The following is an 18,619-nucleotide window of genomic DNA, read 5'->3' as shown; positions in this document are numbered from 1 at the left end:
CGGCCGGGCGATCGTAAAAAGTGTCGGAACGCGCTGTCCGACTGGACTGCCGCGCCTTGTTCGACGGCACTTGCCCGGCCCGGGATGGCAGGCGAACGGATTGCAATTAGTCCGGGTCCGCAAGCTCACGCATCGACACGTCAGCGGCAACTCCTCTGCAGCGGTGCAGGTCGTTGCGGCGGCTTGTCAGCGCGATGCGTGTTGTTGAGGTGCCAGTGAGTTTCCGGGGGCGATGCGCCCGCAATTCGTCGGTGCCGGCTTGTCGGAGAAGCGGTCGATCAGCCATTCGACGGCACCCGGGAGCCACAGTGCGGCTCCAGGAATGTGGCTGATGGTGTCGTATTCGTCGTATTGCACGCTCACACCTGCGGCGCAGTACTTGTTCATCAAGGCGCGAACGTCGCCGGCGACCATGATGCCGTCGCCGGGCCCGGTGCCGATCGGGCCCGGTTGGGTGCCTTCGAGAATTCCGTTGGATGCTTGCGCGACGAACATCGGGACGGTCGGGACGGCGGCTTGACCCATGTTGATCTTGTTGACCACGTCGACGTACTCGGGGATTGTGTTCGGGTCAGCGTATTGCGGCTTGACCAGGTCGGTCCACCGCAATCCGGGGTACTGCAGAAGGACGTTGAGGATGGAAGCATCGTTGAGCTTTGCCATGATCTCGCGGCCGTAGTCGTTGATGTACGGGTCGAAGTCGATACCGTATGCACGTCCGATGCCGACGATGGCCATTCCGACCACTCCGCCCCAGCTGATGCTGCCGCTGGCGTATCGAAGATTGTTCGCTGGGTTGACCAGCAAGCCGCCCTGGGCTGCGCCGAGCAAGTTGTCCGCGATTTCGGGTGCGTAGTCGGCCGCCATGATCGACGCCCAATTAGTGGCGATGGCGCCACCCGAGTATCCGAGCAGTCCGATACGGGAATTGTCGGTGACGCCGCTGCCCGGCACCTGTTGGGCGGCTCGCAACGAGTCCAGAGTCATCATTCCGTATTCGGGCCCTGCTGCGAAGTCTGCTGTGGGGCCTTGGGTATCGGCGAGGACGACGGTGTAACCGAGAGCCAGAAAGGGTGCGATGACAGCGCCCTCCCCGGATGCGGCAGCGCCGCCGACGTCTACGTTCCGCCCGCTCGGTGTCAGCGACAGCAGGGGCGTGTTGCCGGCGATAGCTCGGGATGGGCCGTCGTCGGGGTTGAGTGAGTCGTATGCCGATTGGTAGGAGATGACCTTGTCGGGTTGGGCGTTCGGGGGCCGCAGCACCGAGGTGACGTTGGCGGACGGTCGCCCCTGCGCATCGGTGGACCGATACAGGATCTGCATTGCATCAAGAGGCGTAGCTACGTTGAGCAGGTGGTACGGGAGAGTGCGCACACCGAGTACGGAGCCGGGCGGGTAACTCTCGAGTGGGGCCGCACCGGTGTAGCGGAAGAATGCATCATCGACCGGCTGCGCGGACACCGCCGCTGCGCCGTGGGTGAGGGCGGCGGCGGCGAGGCTGACGATCAGGAGCGAACGAGTTCTGCGGAGCACGGTGTCACCTGTCTGTTGAGCTGGTAGTGGACGGCGCACTGCGTTGTCGTGGCCGGGGAGGGTTGTCGAACACACGATGCGGTTCGCGTGCGCCGCTGGATCTATCGAGTGGCCCACGGGTCCGTTCGCCGCCACAGGGTGGGTAGTTCGACGAGGTGTACACCGTCACGCCGGGCGCAATCGGACAGTGTCCTCAACGAGGCGTCGAGGTCATCGAACGTGTACGGAAGCGCCCGCAGTGGTGCGGTCAAGGGTCTGAAGAAGTCGTCCCAGTGGGTGAGGACCACAGTGTGTGCGCCCACTGCTGCGACCGTCTCGGACCAGTATTTTTCGATGAAGTTGCGAGACTGGTGACCGAGTTGCCCGACGGCCAGGTATGCGACGTCGGCTGTGCGACCCGCGAGCATGTTCGACCGGAAGCCTGCACTGCTGTGCACGAGCGCGGTCTGACCGCTTCTGTTGTGGGCGACGAGGATCGACCATGCCGCACCGCACTTGTACGCTTTGACCCGAACGGGTTGAGCGAGAGCGCGACCGACCGTCCCGCGCATCCGGTTCGGGGCCGAGTGCTCTGATTCGACGAACGTCAGAGTGTAATGCCCCAGCTCCAGTTCATCGCCTGGTTGAGCCGTGGCGATCCGGCTCGGATGTAGCTCGGCTCCGCGACCGATCAGTGCGGTCGATTCATCCCCGACGAGCACCGCGCCGGTGCGTTGCGCGACGTGGGCCGAATCGAGAGCGTGGTCGTAGTGGCAATGTGCGCAGACCACCGCATCGAGAGTGTCGATACCTGCTCGTTTGAGGGCGTAGTCGACCCGAGCGGGGTCCGTTCGCAGCGGTGTCAGCAGCGTCCGCGTCATCGATGGGCGGGAGAAGAATCCGTCGGTCAGGATGGCTGACTCGCCGTCGTCGAAGAGCAGGGTGGTGACGCCGAGGAATGACACGGTGACCGCAGAGTCGGGCGACGACGATGCTGCCGGGGCCATTGCCTCGTGTGCGCGCAGGTTGGGTCGACCCCATCGCAGTCGCATCGTCATGCCTGCTTGGCGAGGGCTCGGCCGGCTTGCCGTCCGCTGAAGATACAGCCGCCGAGAAAGGTGCCTTCGAGGGAGCGGTAGCCGTGTACACCGCCGCCGCCGAAGCCGGCGATTTCCCCTGCTGCCCACAATCCCGGCACTGCCGTACCGCCGGTACTCAACACGCGCCCATCGAGGTCGGTTTGTATGCCGCCCAGTGTTTTTCGGGTGATGATGTTAAGTCGCACCGCGATCAACGGCCCGGACTTGGGGTCGAGGATCTTGTGCAGGGACGCTGTTCGCGCGAGTCGTTCACCACGCGAGCGACGCGAGTTGTGGATTGCAGATATCTGCAAATCCTTGGTGAACGGGTTCTCGGTTTCGCGGTCGCGGGCCACGATCTGACGTTCCAGCTCGACTCGGTCGATCAGATCGTCCCCGGTAATCTTGTTCATCCCGTCGACGAGTTCGGCGAGGGTATCGGCGACGACGAAGTCCTCACCGTGCTTCTTGAACGCCTCCACCGGTCCACTTGCGCCCGGCAGGACCCGCCCGAGCACCAACTTGAGGTTTTTGCCGGTGATGTCAGGGTTCTGCTCAGATCCCGACAGGGCGAACTCTTTCTCGATGATCTTCTGGGTGAGCACGAACCACGAGTAGTCGAATCCACTGTCCTGAATGGCTTTCAAGGTTCCGAGGGTGTCGAATCCTGGGAAGTTCGGTACGGGAAACCGCTGGCCGCGGGCATCGAACCACATTGACGACGGACCGGGAATGATCCGAATCCCGTGATTTTTCCAGATGGAATCCCAATTCTTGATGCCCTCGGTGTAGTGCCACATTCGGTCCTTGTTGACCAGGCGCCCACCGGAGCGTTCGGTGATGCCGAGCATGCGGCCGTCGACGTGCTCGGGGACTCCGGAAATCATCGACGCCGGGGCCGCACCGAGCCGCGCAGGCCAGTTCTCCCGCACCAGATCGTGATTTCCGCCGATACCACCCGCAGTGACCAGCACCGCTCCTGCATGTAGTTCGAAATCGTCGACTTCGGCGCGGCTGCTGCCTGCGCCGCGCTCGGATGCGCTGGGTTCGAGAATTGCGCCCCGGACTCCGTCGACGACGCCATTGGTCGTAGTCAACTCGTCGACGCGGTGACGGAACCCGAACTGCACCACACCCTTGTCTGCGGCCTCGCGAACACGTTTCTCGAAAGGCGCGAGGACACCGGGACCGGTTCCCCAGGTCAGGTGGAATCGTGGAACCGAATTACCATGACCCTCGGCCAAATAACCTCCGCGCTCGGCCCAGCCCACGATCGGAACCCACCGCACGCCTTGGGCGTGCAGCCAGGATCGTTTCTCGCCCGCCGCGAAGTCCACATACGCCCGTGCCCACTGGCCGCCCCAATAGTCTTCACCAGCGGGATCGTCGATACCGCGATCGAACGTGGCACTGCCCATCCAGTCCTGCCACGCCAACTCCGCGGAGTCCTTGATACCCATTCGCCGCTGCTCGGGGGTATCGACCATGAACAGACCTCCGAGGGACCAAAATGCCTGCCCCCCCAGGTTCTGCTCGGGCTCTTGATCGAGTAGCAACACCCGCTTGCCTGCATCGGCTAGTTCCGCTGTCGCCACCAGGCCTGCCAGTCCTGCTCCGACCACGATTACATCGGCGTCCATCATCTGCGTTCTTGTCCTTCTCACGGTCCTGGGATGCGAGTCAGGCAACAACTCGGCTACAACGTTTCGTCCACTACGGGTTGCCCAGCTCGCGCGCAGGCTTCACTCGAAGCCCTCGCCCGTGGGCGTGGTGCTGCGAGCGGCGACCCCGTTCGATACAGTAACGCATTCAATACATGAACGTACGGAAAACAGAGATGCATCGCGTTCGCTACGCTGCCTACATGGCCCTCACCACCGGACCGGTGAAACGACGGCGACCTCAGACCCGCCAGCGGCTACTCGATGCCGCATTGGAGGTGTATGCGGAACGAGGATTCGGTAACAGCAGTGTCGAACATGTGTGCGAGCGCGCTGGCTTCACCCGGGGTGCTTTCTATTCCAATTTCACCTCCCTGGAGGAGCTGTTCCTTGCGATGTGGGAGCAGCGGTCGACTCAAATGCTGGCCGACGTCGAGGCGTTGCTCTCCTCCCCCGGTAAGCAACCACGGGTCGACTCACTAGGCGACATCGTCGAATGCGTTTTAGCGGTGGTGCCAATTGACGACAAGTGGTATCGGGTCAACGCCGAGTTCACCGCCCACGCGCTGCGCAACCCCTCACTCAAACGGGTGATTATCGCGCGGGAGCAAGGGATTCTCGCCACACTGATGCCATTACTCGACCAGTTACTCGACCAGCTCGGGCTCGTGATCACCGACCGAGCGGCGTTGGGACCAGCTTTGGTCGCTGCACACGACGGCACCCTGGTGCAGTGTCTGATCGAAGACGATGCCAAGGCGGCCTGCGTGCGGCGTGCAGAGTTGTTCACCGTACTGGTCGGGCATTACACAGCCCAGGTTCAAGAGGAATAAGTCGGTCAGCGTTTCTGTGGCCGAAAACCGTGCTGCGCGTCCAGAACACACAGATTGTGGACGTCGTTTCACTGCAACTGCAGTCGGCCGTGGTGATGAGAGGCACCACAGCGGGGGCTCCACCTTCGGGTCGACGTATTCGAAGATGAGGGGAGAACGATCGCGGCCAAAACGGACCTGAGATCGGTCGATTCGGCGATTATGCTGAGCAATACGCCGCAGGCACGTACCGTGGCCCCTGCCTCGCACCCGATCAGGGTCCGGCATTCCAGTTCCGACCAGGAACAGCCATTCCACAACAGCCGCGCCGCGCCCCGCCCCGCCGAGGGCGGCCACGCAGCGGGCCGCATACCGAACAAGGACACACAGTGATCATTCGAATTGTGCGGACGTCGAACGTAAGTCGCCGCCTCATGATATTCGGCCTAACGATACTCATGGCACTTGCCTCGACCGCGCTGTGGGGGACCGCCCATGCCGGTGCCGATGCGCCGCCGCCGGAATTCTACGTTCCGCCTGCAGGTTTCGAAGACTCAGCGCCCGGAACAGTGCTCCGATCCAGAGCAACCCCGGTCGCCCTGTCCGGACTCCCCGTACCGGTGGGGGTCACGGCGTGGCAGCTTCTGTACCGCACCACCGACGAACAGGGGGCACCCAGCACCACGGTCACCACCGTCCTGGCTCCGCCCGAAGGGACCTCGACGCATCGACTGTTGTCCTACCAGGTGTTCGAGGACGCCACCGCACCGCAGTGTGCACCGTCGAGGAACCTGTCCACTAACCCCGCCCTGGACGGGGTCACGGCGATCTCGGCGGGCCTCGCCCTGGTGCAGTCCGCTCTGTATCGGGGCTGGACGGTGTCGATACCCGACCACGGCGGGCCACTGTCCGAATTCGGAGCCACGGTCGAGCCGGGTCGTGCAGTGCTCGACGGTATTCGAGCAGCGCGGGACTTCGCCCCACTGGGTCTCCCCGAATCGGTACCCGTGGGCGCCGCCGGATACTCCGGCGGCGCGCTCGCCACAGGATGGGCCACTGAGGAACACGCGACGTACGCCCCGGAGATCAACCTCGTCGGCGCAGCAATGGGCGGTACACCAGTCGATCTCGCCGAATCGCCGTACAACCTCGACGGTTCCGCCCAGGCAGGAACGGGACTGTTCATCGTCTCCGGACTTCGCAACACCTACCCCGATCTGAAAGCACGACTGGACCCGTACCTCACACCGCTGGGCCGCACGACCCTCGATGCCATGGCCACTGCATGCTCGACATCGAACCAGCTCACGAACATCGCCCGACAGTACGACACCTTGTTCACCGAACCTTTCGCATCGGTGTGGGGCAAACCTGAGATTCGCACCGTACTGGACCGCGCCCGCCTCGGTACCACGGCCACTGATGTCCCCCGTCTGCTCTATCACAGCGTGAACGACGAAGCGGTACCCGTGACCGACCTCGACTCGTACGTGCGCGCCGAGTGCGAACGCAGTGCGCGTCTGACCGTCCGACGAGAAGAGCTGGGGCTGCATCTCACCACCGCCGTGTCCGGGCTCGCGCTGAGCATGGACTGGCTCGACACCGTGTCGAGCGAACCCGCACCCGAGCGACCGTATTGCGACATCAGCACTGTTCCCAGTTTCGTGGGAGCTGACCCGGCCGCGACTGTGCAAAGCGTCGACGAGACCGTGCGGAGCCTGCTAGGACTTCCCCGAAAGTGAGCAGACGCCGTACGGCGGTGACGACGATTGGCGCGCTACATCTTCTGCACTGAGAATGCCGGAAGACGACTGCACCGGAGGTCAAACCCCAGAAAAATCATGACGCCCACGTCTGAAATCGATAGGCAGTCCGCGCCGTCACCACCGCAACCCGGGCGCACTGGCATCATTGAGACTGGACGCCTTCGCCCCGTGTCATGTCCGCGAAGCCCTCCCATGAACATGCACAGCAGGCAGCGTAGTCATTGGTAACCTGTTCGTGGTTGGACAGAGTGCGCCGGACCCTTTCTGCGGTGCATTTATTGCCGCAGGCCGGGCATCGTCTCCAGAAGTCGCTGGTTGGAATCGTCCAGTACTCGAGCACGGCACTTCACCTCCACTGTCAATCAAAACGTTTGCGTACAGCAGTACGGCTCATGCTCAGCCGCTGGCAGGCGCGCTGATGTGGGCCTCGAATGCTGCGAACCGGAGGCGTGCGGCCACTCAGGCCCGATCGGCGAGCCAAAGAACGTGCCACACGAGCCGGAAGATTCGACGGGTCGGCGGCGCGCACGACCCCCGAAACGACGGGCCCGTCGGCCGAGGTGTGACAACGGGGCCCGTCGATTCGGGTGCGCTCTCGATGCTTGCTACTCGACTACCTCCGAACGCGCCGCTTCCCGCTCGATATCTTCCTGCTCGCGTTCGCGAATTGTTTTGTCTGCGTTGCCTTTGCTGTAGGTGAAGTAGATGACCACACCGATTGCCATCCAGATCACGAACCGCAGCCAGGTCTCGACGGACAGGTTGACCATCAACCACAGGCACGCGATGACAGCAACGATAGGAATCCACGGCATCAGCGGTACTTTGAACCCGCGCTTCAAGTCGGGGCGGGTTCGCCGGAGGACGATGACGCCGATCGAGACCAGCACGAAGGCGAACAGCGTTCCGATGTTGACCATCTCTTCGAGTACGCCGATCGGGAAGAACGCGGACAGAACTGCGATAACGAATCCCACGATCAGCGTGATGCGTAGCGGCGTGCCGCGCTTGCCGGTACGGGCCAGACTGCGGGGCGCCAAGCCGTCGCGCGACATCGCGAACAACACGCGAGTCTGGCCCAGCATCATCACCATCACCACGGTCGTCAGGCCGGCCAGTGCGCCGAACGAAATGACGTTCTTCACCCACGTCAAGCCGTTCAGCTCGAACGCCGTCGCCAATGTGGAGTCGTCTCCGGCCAGTTCGGTGTAGTTCACCATTCCGGTCAGCACGAGGGTGACGGCGACGTAGAGGACCGTCACGATCGCCAGCGAGCCCAGGATCGCGCGGGGTAGAGCCTTTTGCGGCTCCTTGGTTTCTTCGGCCGTGGTCGCCACGACATCGAACCCGATGAACGCGAAGAACACCAGGCTCGCTGCGGCTAGGAGGCCGTACCACCCGAATGTGCTGCCGCCTGCACCTGTAACGAAGGAAAAGAGCGACTGGTGAACGCCTTCCGTCGTCGTCCCCCCCTCAGCGGGCGGAATATACGGGGAGTAGTTCTCGGCTTTGATGTAGAACGCGCCGACGACGACGACCAGTATCACTACCGCGACCTTGATGGCGGTGATGATCAGCGACACGCGGGAGGACAGTTTGGTACCGCTGGCCAGAAGGCCGGTGATGATGACGACGATGAGTAAGGCACCCCAGTCGATGTCGACACCACCGATCGTCACGATCGGCGACGCGGAGCCGAGAACTTCACCGAGATACAACGACCAACCCTTCGCCACGACGGACGACGCGAGGGCGAACTCCAGAATGAGATCCCATCCGATGATCCAGGCGACGAACTCACCGAATGTCGCGTAGGAGAACGTGTATGCGCTGCCGGCCACCGGAACGGTGGAAGCGAACTCGGCATAGCACAACGCGGCGAGTCCGCACGCTATCGCGGCAAGGACGAATGCGAGAGATACCGACGGACCCGCCACGTTGCCTGCGGTTCTCGCGGTGAGCGTGAAAATGCCCGCTCCGACGACCACGGCTACGCCGAACACCGTGAGGTCCCAGGACGACAGGTCCTTGCGGAGCTTGGTGTCGGGTTCGTCGGTCTCCCGAATGGACTGCTCGACCGATTTGGTTCGAAAGATCCCGGTCTTTCGGGCATAGCTCGAAGAACGCTTCTCATCCACTGTTGTGTTCTACCTGTCGACTTCGAGTTGTTCGAGCACCTAGTCCACGCGGGTCTCGCACGGCATCCACTCGAACTGTGTTGGTAATCACATTCTATCCGACTTCCGTTCTGATGCAATGCTTTTCGAAGAAACCAATAGATTTCAGCGGGCGGCGAGGCGCTCCTGGACGATGCTGTGCGCAGCATGACCCGCCAGCACTCCCTGATCGCGCTGGCGACGCAGAATTTCGGCGACCGTCGACCCGACACGTTCGACCCGGGCCGTGATCTCGGAGCGCGAGCTACCGTCGATCTCGCCCGCTACCTCAATGAGACCACCGCTGTTCGCGACGTAGTCGGGAACCCACACGACCCCACGCTGACGCAGTGTCTCCTCGACGCCTGGCTGTATGAGTTGGTTGTTCGCTGCGCCGCATACGATTACAGCGTTCAGGGCGCGGACACTCTCGTCCGTCAGCGTCGCTCCCATCGCACAGGGTGCGTAGATCTCGATATCGGTGTCGATGACCCGATCGGCGATCCGCACGTCGGTGAATTCTGCTTGCACATGCTGCAGCACAGCGGCATTCACGTCGGTCGCAGTGACGGTCGCACCGGCCTCGACCAGTAGCTTGATGAGGTTGTAGCCGACCTTCCCGGTGCCTTCGACGCCCACGCGGCGGCCCCCGAGATCCGTCGATCCCCAGTTGGCCTGGGCGGCCGCACGCATGGAATGAAACACACCGAGTGCGGTCAACGGTGCGCTGTCGCCCGATCCCCCCGCTGCCGTCGTCCGAGACACCACGTGATCGGTCGAGCGTCCGATGACATCCATATCGTCGGAGGTGGTTCCCACATCACCTGCCGTGATGTACCGGCCGCCGAGCGTCTCGACGAATCGGCCGTACGCTTCGAGCAGCTCGGGCGTCTTGACGGTCGCGGGGTCGCCGATGATGACCGCTTTGCCGCCGCCGAGATGAAGGCCGGCAGCAGCCGCCTTGTACGTCATGCCGCGCGAGAGCCGCAGCACATCGGTCAGAGCCGACTGCTCGTCCCGGTACGGGAAGAACCTCGTCCCACCCAGGGCATTGCCGAGTGCCGTCGAGTGAATGGCAATGATGGCCTTCAAGCCGGTTGCGGCGTCCTGACAGAACACCACCTGCTCGTGCGGCGAATCGTCGGCGAAATCGGGACGACCGAATACTCCCGTCGATCCGAAGGTATTCGTGCGGTGATCGTCGATCAGTGTCATGATTCCTGTCCTGTGTCGGTGTACTAGCGGGTCGTCGGGAGAGCTGTTGTATCGATGGACAATTCGGTGAGGCGGGCGCGGTAACGATCGACGTTCCCGAGCTTGACGTCCTCGTAGCCGCGCACGATGTCCGCTGCCGCCGCGGCCTGGGTTGCCGCGTCGTAGTTCTGTTCGGTGAGATGATCGGCGGCGTCGAGCACCATCGACTCGTAGTGGTCGATCAGTGCTCGTTCCAGCCGCCGAACGTGTGCGTACCCGAACGGGTCGAAGACCGTGCCGCGCAGCTTCTTCCCCTTGGCGAGAACGCGCATGGGTAGATGCAGGTTGGGGCCGAGCCCGATCTTCTTGGTGCGTCCAAGGGCCTTCAGCGCAGGTGGATGCAGCTTGTAGGTGAGCTTCTCTCCCCCGGGCACCTCCGACGACACCGACGCGAGGAACGCCGGGTCGGTCAGCAGCCGGGCCACCTCGTACTCGTCCTTGTAGGCCATGAACTTGAACAATCCCTGTGCCACGGCCTCGCTGAACTCGGTGCGGTCACCGACCGTGCGCTCCTCGGTCCATACCTGCTGGACGACGGCCAGATACCTGGAGGCAATTTTCTCGCTCTGGTAGGCGACGAGCTCGCCGGCGCGGCGCTCGACGAGTTCGCGAACCACACCGTCGACAGTGATCGAGTTCAGTAGCCGCTCCGGCGCCGGTGTGATCGTCCGAGTGGCCAGGGGAGCCGCCTGCGTCATCGCGGCTCGGAACGCTGCAGGATCGTCGGCGGCGACGCGACCCCAACGGAACGCAGCGTGGTTCGCCTGCACCGCAACACCGTTGATCGCAATGGCTTCTTCGATAGCGTCGGCCGGGATCGGCAGTCCGCCGACCTGGTAGGCCGCTCCGACGAGGAGGAAGTTCGCTGCGGCGGTATTGCCGAACAGCGTCTCCGCAGCCGCCAGCGCATCGAAGCTCACGAGCTGCTTGGACAGCACGTCCAGTCGGTCGAGCAGACCGCTCTCGTCCGGGTACGAGACGGACGGGTCGTAGACCATCTCGCCCGTCGCCGTCCGGCTGGTCGATGCAACCGTGACCGTCCGTGCGGGATCGGCGACGCCTGCGTTCTTGCCATCGGCCGCGGTGAGCAGATCGAACGCCAGGATGCAGTCCGCCGAGGCGGGGCTGATGCGATTGGACGGTTCGGCGCGGTGTGGACTCAGTCGCAGGTGCGAGGTGACCGGACCTGCCTTCTGGCTCAACCCGGTCTGGTCCAGCCCCTCGACGTGCAGACCCGAGCGCAAGCCTGCCATGCCCAGCACCTGGTTGACGGTGACGATGCCGGTCCCGCCGATGCCGGCGAGGAAGATGTTGTGCGTCGCCTCGACTGTCGGGAGCACGACGTCCGATACCGACGGCGGCTGTGCCACAGCCTTCTTCACCGTCGCCACCGGCGACTCGGGGAGCTCGACGGTGACGAACGACGGGCAATCGCCATCGAGGCAGGAGTAGTCGGTGTTGCAACTGCCCTGATCGATACGGGTCTTGCGGCCGAACTCGGTGTCGACGGGTTGCACCGAGAGGCAGTTGCTCTTGACACCGCAGTCGCCGCAGCCCTCACACACGGCCTCGTTGATCACCACGCGCGTCCGTCGCGCCGGCAACGTGCCCCGCTTGCGTTTACGACGCGCCTCCGCGGCGCACTGCTGGTCGTAGATCAGGACGGTGACACCCGTGGTGTCCCGCAGGAGCCGTTGCGCCTCGTCGAGCCGGTCCCGATCCCACAGCACGGTCCCGACGGAGAACGACGCACCCCGGTGGCGCTCGGGTTCGTCGGCGCAGACGATGATCTTCGCGACGCCCTCGGCGGCGAGTTTGTGGGTCAGGTCGGGCACGCTCAGACCCGCCTCCGCGTCCTGAGCGCCGGTCATGGCGACGGCGGAGTTGAACAAGATCTTGTAGGTGATGTTCACCCCGGCGGCGATGCAGGCCTGCACAGCAAGCTGCCCGGAGTGGAAATACGTTCCGTCACCGACATTCTGAAAGATGTGCCCGACGTCGGTGAACGGGGATTGTCCGATCCACTGCGCCCCTTCGCCGCCCATCTGCGTCAGACCTGTCACCTGAGAGTCGGTACGCGAAGACATCGTGACCAAGGTGTGGCAACCGATTCCGCCGCCTGCCAGGGAGCCTTCCGGAACAGCCGTCGATCGGTTGTGCGGGCACCCCGAACAGAAGTACGGGGTCCGCTTCGAAGACAGAACGGTCAGCTCGAGCGGCGGCGGCGGTGGAACGATGATCTCCACACGACCGGACAGCAGCGTGCGCAACGGCTTTCGCAGCCGCGCAGCGGTCAGCTCCCCGTCCGCGGGGATCAATACGGTGCCGGAGGACGCGCGTTTGCCGACGACTGCCGGGGCATGGCCTGAGCCGTACAGCGCATCCTTGACCTGTGCCTCGACGAAGGACGTCTTGTCCTCGACGACGAGCACGGTCTCGACGCCACGTGCGAGCTGCCGGACTTTCGCCGAACCCAGCGGGTACGGCATTCCGACACGCAGAATGCGGATCCCGGCGTCGACGAGCTTGTCGTCGTCGAGACCAAGTTCGCGCAGGGCCTGTCGAACCGAATCGTAGGCGGTTCCCACGGCAACGATGCCCAGCCACGCGTTGTCCGGATCGATCTCGATCGAGTCGACGTCGTTGGCGGCGTTGAATGCTTCGACCATCGCCCACCGCGGGCCGTAGAGGTCGGCTTCTGCGAGAACGCTGTCCGGCGGCGGACCGGGAACACGTTGACGGTAGGTCCACGGCCGCCCTTCCCACTCGATCGACGGGGAGACGATCTCGAAGTCGGAGAAGTTGCGATCGAGCGTCCACAACCCGTCGGCGACGTCGGCGTTGATCTTCATGGCCGACCAGCAACCGGACAGCCGGGACAGGGCGACGCCGTACAACCCGAAGGCGATGATCTCTTCGGCGTTGCGCGGGAAAAAGATCGGCATGGACAGTGCAGCGAGCGAGCGTTCACTGGCAGCGGGGACGGTCGACGACTTGGCCGCCGGGTCGTCGCCCACCAGTACCAACGCACCTCCGGCCGGGTGTGCGCCGTACATCGCGCCGTGGCGCAGTGCGTCGCTGGCGCGGTCGAGGCCAGGGCCTTTGCCGTACCAGACGCCGACGACGCCGTCGTGGGTCGCGGTTCCGCTGGGGAGCTCGAGTTGGCTGCCCCACACCGACGTCGCGGCGAGCTCTTCGTTCATGCCGGGTACGAGCCGGACGTCGTGGACCGAGCCGAGCTCGGGGATGCCGGCGAGCAGTCGATCCAGGCCGGCCAGCGGACTGCCCTGGTAGCCGGAGACGAACGTCGCTACCTTGCGGCCGGCCCGCTGGTCGCGGGCGTGCTGCTCCACCAGCTGCCGGGCGATGGCCTGAACACCGGTCATGAGTGTGGGCCCGGAATCGGTCCGGTAGCGATCCGTGGGATCGAAATCAGGCTGGACCGTCGTTACGTCGTCGAGCTGGGTCATCGAACGGTTACCTCACATCTGGCACAAGAAGCTGCTCTAGTTGACCTATCGGTCCCGCAACCATGTACCTGCCCAGCACCACGGTCAACTGATGCGAGTACAACTAAGCAGAACGCGCAGACAGTGATCTGGAACACCTTCGGAGGTCTACGAAATGCTCACCATCGACCAGTTGGACGCCAAGCTCATCGGGCTTCTGACGACGGACGCCCGCGCCGGGATCGTGGAGCTCGCGGCAACCCTCGGAGTCACGCGCAACACCGTTCAGTCCCGGATCAAGCGGTTGGAGGACACCGGGCTGATCCGGAGCTTTCGGCCCGAGTTGAATCTGGCTCTGGCCGGGATCGACGTTCAGGCCTTCCTCGCGCTCGAACTCGAACAGGGGTATCTCAGTTCCGTCGTAGCGGCGCTGAGGGATATCCCCGAAGTGCTCGAGATCCACGCGACGACCGGGAGGGAAGATCTGCTCGTTCGCGTCGCGACGCAGGATCACGCGAGTCTGCAGGAGCTCATCGAGAAGGTGCTCGGCATAGTCGGGGTGTGGCACTCGAGCACCACCGTGGCGCTGACGACGCCCCTCCCCTACCGCACTCAGCCACTGCTGCAGGCGATCACGAGCGACGCCGGGTGGGGGCGATCGACACCGCGGGCATAAGACTATGCGCGGGATCCCCAGATAAAGGCTTACCGACATGCTCTGGCGAATTGGGTGCGGCCTTGTACCCCAGGCCGGGGTGTAGCTCCCCCGCGTAATCTGTCGCTTCCACCGACCGCGAAATCGAACAGCAGGATGGGCAGAATCCCGGCGTTCGAAGACCCCGTCGGCCCATTCCGAGTCCCAGCGGCGCGCTCGCGTCGTCTGCCAAAGCCGAAGTCGTTCCCCGGAAGCAGGCCGCGCGGCGATACTCGGACAACGGCGTCGTCGGACAGCTGAATATGAACGACCCCGCGCCGCGTGTTTCGACTGAGAGACTCTCTTTATGTCGTACGTAAGTGGCTCATCCCAATCGGGGGTGTAGGAGTTGGGGTCTGAATCCGCCGGTCTCGAGCAGGCTTCGGGCGATGTAGTTGGTCAGGTTGCGGAACCCGAGTGCGGAGCCGCGCAGGTGTTCGAGCCGTCCGTTGAGCGCCTCGGTCGGCCCGTTGCTGGTGCCGGGTCGTTCGAAGTAGGCGAGCACGTCGGCGGCTCGCTTCTTCAGGGTCCGGCCCAGGGTGGTGAGCTCGGTGAGCACCTTGGGGACGCCGGCGCTGAGGTCGGTGATCAGCTTCTCCATGAGCTCGCGGCCACGTTGCCGGTCCTCGTGGCGATAGGCGGCGATCATGCGCTGGTAGACACCCCAGGTCGCCTCGACCTCGACGTGAGCGTCATCAACGAACAGCGCGCGTAGCCTGTCGCTCTGCTTGTCGGTAAGCAGGTCCGCGCCGGTGTGCAGCGTGCGCCGCGACTTGTAGAGCGGGTCGTCCCTGAACCCACGGTGCCCGTGGATCGCGAGTTGGACCCGGCGCCGACACCTGTCGAGGGCGTCACCGGCCAGGCGCACGACGTGGAAGGGATCCATCACCGTGACCGCGTCCGGGATCTCCTCCGCAGCGGCGGTCTTGAACCCGGTGAAGCCGTCCATCGCGACCACCTCGACCGCGTCACGGAAGGCGTCGTCGCGGTCGGCGAGCCAGGTCTTGAACGCCGCCTTCGACCGGCCCTCGACCATGTCCAGCAGCCTTGCTGGGCCGGCGCCATCGCGGACCGGGGTGAGGTCGATGATCACGGTGACGTACTTGTCGCCACGCCTGGTGTGGCGCCAGACGTGCTCATCGACGCCAATGACCTTCACGCCCTCGAACCGCGTGGGGTCGTTGATCAGCAGCCGATTGCCTTCGGCCAGGACCGCGTTGTTGGCGGTGTCCCACGCGACCCCGAGTCCCTCGGCGACACGGGCGACGGTGAGGTGTGCGACCACGATCCCTTCCAGCGCCCACCGCAACCCGGTGCGCGAGAGCTTCGCGCGTGGCTCCGCCGCGGCGCTGGTGTCTTGGCGCCACACGTGTCCGCAGTCGGCACAGCGGTAGCGGCGCACTACAACTTCCAGCACGGTCGGTCGCCAGCCCAGCGGCTCGTGGGCCAACCGCCGGATCACGGTGTCACGAGCAGCGCCTTCGCTGCCGCACCGTCGGCACCACTGATCTGGTTCCACCACGCGGCACGCGAGGACCGCACGATCCGGTTCAAGTCGTTGCCCGGTCACGCTCAGACCGAGGCCGTCGAGTCGAGCGAAGGCGGTCAGGTAAGGGCGGCCGAAGCCGGCCGGCGGGGTAGCGGCGGACAGGTCGAGGTCTTTCGGATGGATGGCGTAGGAACCTCCATCGTCGGGAGACCTCGACGTCTATCTGCGGACCGACGCGCCCGGCCGACCCACACCCTCATCTGGGAAGAGCCCTGAGAGACGTCTTCGACGACGACGGGACCGGCGAGGAGCAAGGCGCGGTGAGCTAAAGAATGGAGCTTGCTCGGCTTCGACGCCGCCGCGAGCTCCGGTGAAACTCCGGTAAAACGGTCGGTACTGGTCGGTCGTCGTCGGTCACCACCGGATGGCAGCGTCCCCCACGCTCGGCGTTTGTGCAGGTCAGCGGCTCGTTCACCCAGTGGGCGCATCAAGCGATAGACGCAGAGCCGACGTGATTAGGTCGTCGGTTCGGTTCTGGTGGTCGCGCGATGCGCTGGCCTCACGGCTCTGCCCGACACCGACGTCGCTCTCCTCTGCGACGGACCCCTCGCCGGCTGAGCGCTCGCGGCCGGCATCCTGTCCGTGTGCCGAAAGGCCTCGCTCCGCTCGGCAACGCAGCGTGGCGTTGTGTCGCGACCTGGACGTGCGAGGTGTCAACGGTGCGTCGGCGCAACGATCGTTGTGTGCGCAGCGAGATGCTCCATGCCGCACGCGCGGCGCGCACGAACGCAACGCCCCGGAACGCCAACGACCCGTCATCGCTGCGACGCGCAACGCGTCTCCCGTCACGGCAACGGATCGCAACCACGACCCCGCCCACGGCGCCTCGCGGGACGGAGGGCAAGTTGACACAGTTGCGCTGCCATGGAGCCGCGCTGGCTCTCTCGATGACCACCGGTGAAACAGTGCCGCTCCAGGCTTGCGCCTGGTGTTGCCTGGCCTCCTCGTGATCGGCCCGTCGGGGATCGTCAACGTGGTGCGGGTGTCGAGGCGGTCGGGTCCGACGGCTCGGCGGGGCGCGATCGTCTCGTGCGTTGGCGGACTACGGGAGCTTGGACGCGAGGACGTCGGCCGCCAGGATCTCGGGTGCTGCGCCGAGGAGGTGCTGGTTGGCCATCAGGGCTGCGACGATGGCGCCGTTGGCGTGGGCGTCGCGAGCGGCCTCGTCGGGGAATGCATCGAAGATCCAGAAGGTGTCGGCGTGGGTCCTAGCCGCGAACCAGACAATCGTTCCTACTTCTTCGTTGGCGAGTGCGACAGCGCCGGCGAGCAGATCGGCGAGCGCGTCGTGCTGTCCATCGGCCGCGACGATCTTGGCGACGAAGGCATACGGAAGTGATGCGGGTGTGGACATGAGGGGTTCTCCTTGAAGTCGGGGTTCTTCGTGGGGCGAGTTCAGCGTATGACGAGCGAGGGCCGGTGGGGAGTGGCGTATACGACAGTATTGCTATTGTTCGCGCCATGCGTATCGGACTGATCGCGATCGACGGCTGCTTCGGTTCGGCTGTCGCGTCGGTCATCGACATCGTGCGGGTGGCCGACGGAGCCCGCGGCGATGTCGACCCGCGGATCGACCCGATCGAACTCGCCATCCTCGGACCGAAACGGCGAGTGACCACGACGGCATCGATGACCCTGTCGGTAGACCACCCGCTGTCGGAGTCCGGAGAGTTCGACGTGGTCGTCGTCCCTGCGCTTGGAACCCTCACGGCCGCCGCTACCAACGACGCCCTCCAGAGCCGAGATGCACGTTCGGTCATCGCCTCACTCGGGCGCCTCGACGACGCGACCACCCGGATCGCCGCGGCGTGCACCGGCGTGTTCGCCGTCGCCGAGACTGGACGGATGCATCATCGGCGGGCGACGACCAGCTGGTTCCTGGGGCCGGAGTTCCTGAAGCGCTATCCGACCGTCGCCCTCGATCTCGACACCATGGTCGTGGTCGACGGGAACCTCGTCACCGCCGGCGCCGCGTTCGCCCACATCGACCTCGCGCTCTCACTCGTGCGATCGATCAGCCCCGACCTGGCCCAACATGTCGCCAAGCTCCTCATCATCGACGAGCGTCCGTCGCAGGCGGCCTTCGTCGCCTACGAACATCTCCGGCACGAGGACCCGATCGTCGTCGAGTTCGAACGCTTCGTGCGCGCCCGCCTGGACGAACCGTTCAACGTCGCCTTCGTCGCGCAGTCGCTCGGCACCAGCCGGCGCACCCTCGAACGACGAGTCCGTGCGGCGCTCAACCTCACTCCGCTCGGCTTCGTCCAACGGCTTCGCATCGAACGAGCGCGGCACCTCTCAGCAACCACGGACCTCACCTCCGCCGAGATCGCGCTACGGGTCGGCTATGCGAACGCCGAGACTCTGCGCTCCCTCCTGCGCAGGGAGCGACGCCGTTCCTGACCTATCGCCATGCCTGTAGCCGGTGTCCTAGCGCTCGGTTGGAACCACCTCTCAGCACGTCGCGTCGACTCTCCTGCGTCGCCCCTGGACGACCCACTCGACACGCCCGCAGCACAGGCCATGTGACGTGCCCCGGCTTCCCGGGCGGTCGGGGTTGGGTGGCTGTGATGTCGCTGCGTTCTCGTCGAGGGGGTCAGCAGACCCGATCAGGGTCGATTGGGATGAGCCGCGAAGGCGGTCAGGTCAGGGCGGCCGAAGCCGGCCGGCGGGGTAGCGTCGGACAC

At 64.6% G+C, this 18,619-nt stretch carries 12 protein-coding genes; 4 read left to right on the top strand and 8 right to left on the bottom strand.

The features are described from left to right. Nucleotides 1-186: 186 nt before the first annotated feature. The 3 genes from AB0O58_RS21510 to AB0O58_RS21500 all read right to left on the bottom strand — a co-directional run bounded on the left by AB0O58_RS21510 (nucleotide 187) and on the right by AB0O58_RS21500 (nucleotide 4,231). On the bottom strand, nucleotides 187-1,533 hold the full coding sequence (locus tag AB0O58_RS21510; RefSeq protein WP_032375680.1) for a lipase family protein: 1,347 nt from the start codon (nucleotides 1,531-1,533) through the stop codon (nucleotides 187-189). Nucleotides 1,534-1,634: 101 nt separating this feature from the next. After that, nucleotides 1,635-2,570 carry an MBL fold metallo-hydrolase gene (locus AB0O58_RS21505; RefSeq protein WP_308102637.1) on the bottom strand — a complete coding sequence of 312 codons (936 nt, stop codon included), beginning with the start codon at nucleotides 2,568-2,570 and terminating at the stop codon, nucleotides 1,635-1,637. Beyond that, nucleotides 2,567-4,231 carry an FAD-binding dehydrogenase gene (locus tag AB0O58_RS21500; RefSeq protein ID WP_032375682.1) on the bottom strand — a complete coding sequence of 555 codons (1,665 nt, stop codon included), beginning with the start codon at nucleotides 4,229-4,231 and terminating at the stop codon, nucleotides 2,567-2,569. The genes AB0O58_RS21505 and AB0O58_RS21500 overlap by 4 nt, the downstream gene beginning before the upstream one ends. 224 nt (nucleotides 4,232-4,455) lie before the next feature. Here AB0O58_RS21500 and AB0O58_RS21495 point away from each other — a divergent pair, with 224 nt between their 5' ends. Together AB0O58_RS21495 and AB0O58_RS21490 are read left to right on the top strand one after the other, a co-directional pair. After that, nucleotides 4,456-5,085 carry a TetR/AcrR family transcriptional regulator gene (locus AB0O58_RS21495; RefSeq protein ID WP_032375683.1) on the top strand — a complete coding sequence of 210 codons (630 nt, stop codon included), beginning with the start codon at nucleotides 4,456-4,458 and terminating at the stop codon, nucleotides 5,083-5,085. A 437-nt stretch (nucleotides 5,086-5,522) separates the two neighbouring features. Next, nucleotides 5,523-6,806: a lipase family protein gene (locus tag AB0O58_RS21490; RefSeq protein WP_366238760.1), complete on the top strand. Its 1,284-nt coding sequence runs from the start codon at nucleotides 5,523-5,525 to the stop codon at nucleotides 6,804-6,806. A 629-nt stretch (nucleotides 6,807-7,435) separates the two neighbouring features. Here the strand turns inward: AB0O58_RS21490 and AB0O58_RS21485 are convergent. The 3 genes from AB0O58_RS21485 to AB0O58_RS21475 all read right to left on the bottom strand — a co-directional run bounded on the left by AB0O58_RS21485 (nucleotide 7,436) and on the right by AB0O58_RS21475 (nucleotide 13,710). Then, nucleotides 7,436-8,968 (bottom strand): amino acid permease, encoded by a 1,533-nt coding sequence (locus AB0O58_RS21485; RefSeq protein WP_219520289.1) that lies wholly within the window; start codon nucleotides 8,966-8,968, stop codon nucleotides 7,436-7,438. A 144-nt stretch (nucleotides 8,969-9,112) separates the two neighbouring features. Continuing rightward, nucleotides 9,113-10,201, bottom strand: coding sequence for a Glu/Leu/Phe/Val dehydrogenase dimerization domain-containing protein (locus AB0O58_RS21480; RefSeq protein WP_366238759.1), 1,089 nt, complete (start codon nucleotides 10,199-10,201; stop codon nucleotides 9,113-9,115). Between the two features lie 23 nt (nucleotides 10,202-10,224). Further along, entirely contained in the window at nucleotides 10,225-13,710 is a 3,486-nt protein-coding gene (locus AB0O58_RS21475; protein ID WP_032375665.1) for an indolepyruvate ferredoxin oxidoreductase family protein, read from the bottom strand. Between the two features lie 154 nt (nucleotides 13,711-13,864). Here AB0O58_RS21475 and AB0O58_RS21470 point away from each other — a divergent pair, with 154 nt between their 5' ends. Beyond that, nucleotides 13,865-14,365 carry an Lrp/AsnC family transcriptional regulator gene (locus tag AB0O58_RS21470; RefSeq protein ID WP_032375666.1) on the top strand — a complete coding sequence of 167 codons (501 nt, stop codon included), beginning with the start codon at nucleotides 13,865-13,867 and terminating at the stop codon, nucleotides 14,363-14,365. 343 nt (nucleotides 14,366-14,708) lie between these two features. On the opposite strand, the gene AB0O58_RS21465 is transcribed toward AB0O58_RS21470, so the two are convergent. Both AB0O58_RS21465 and AB0O58_RS21460 read right to left on the bottom strand, forming a co-directional pair. After that, nucleotides 14,709-16,034 carry an ISL3-like element ISPfr2 family transposase gene (locus AB0O58_RS21465; protein WP_366238762.1) on the bottom strand — a complete coding sequence of 442 codons (1,326 nt, stop codon included), beginning with the start codon at nucleotides 16,032-16,034 and terminating at the stop codon, nucleotides 14,709-14,711. 940 nt (nucleotides 16,035-16,974) lie between these two features. After that, entirely contained in the window at nucleotides 16,975-17,286 is a 312-nt protein-coding gene (locus AB0O58_RS21460) for a putative quinol monooxygenase (RefSeq protein ID WP_006247389.1), read from the bottom strand. A 107-nt stretch (nucleotides 17,287-17,393) separates the two neighbouring features. Here AB0O58_RS21460 and AB0O58_RS21455 point away from each other — a divergent pair, with 107 nt between their 5' ends. Next, nucleotides 17,394-18,335 carry a helix-turn-helix domain-containing protein gene (locus tag AB0O58_RS21455; RefSeq protein WP_027504856.1) on the top strand — a complete coding sequence of 314 codons (942 nt, stop codon included), beginning with the start codon at nucleotides 17,394-17,396 and terminating at the stop codon, nucleotides 18,333-18,335. Nucleotides 18,336-18,619: the final 284 nt, after the last annotated feature.

The sequence above is a fragment of the Rhodococcus sp. NPDC080181 genome, from assembly GCF_040702225.1.
GTDB lineage: Bacteria > Actinomycetota > Actinomycetes > Mycobacteriales > Mycobacteriaceae > Rhodococcoides > Rhodococcoides fascians.
The sequence above is the reverse complement of the archived record's forward strand: the minus strand, read 5'-3'. Positions and strand labels throughout refer to the sequence as shown.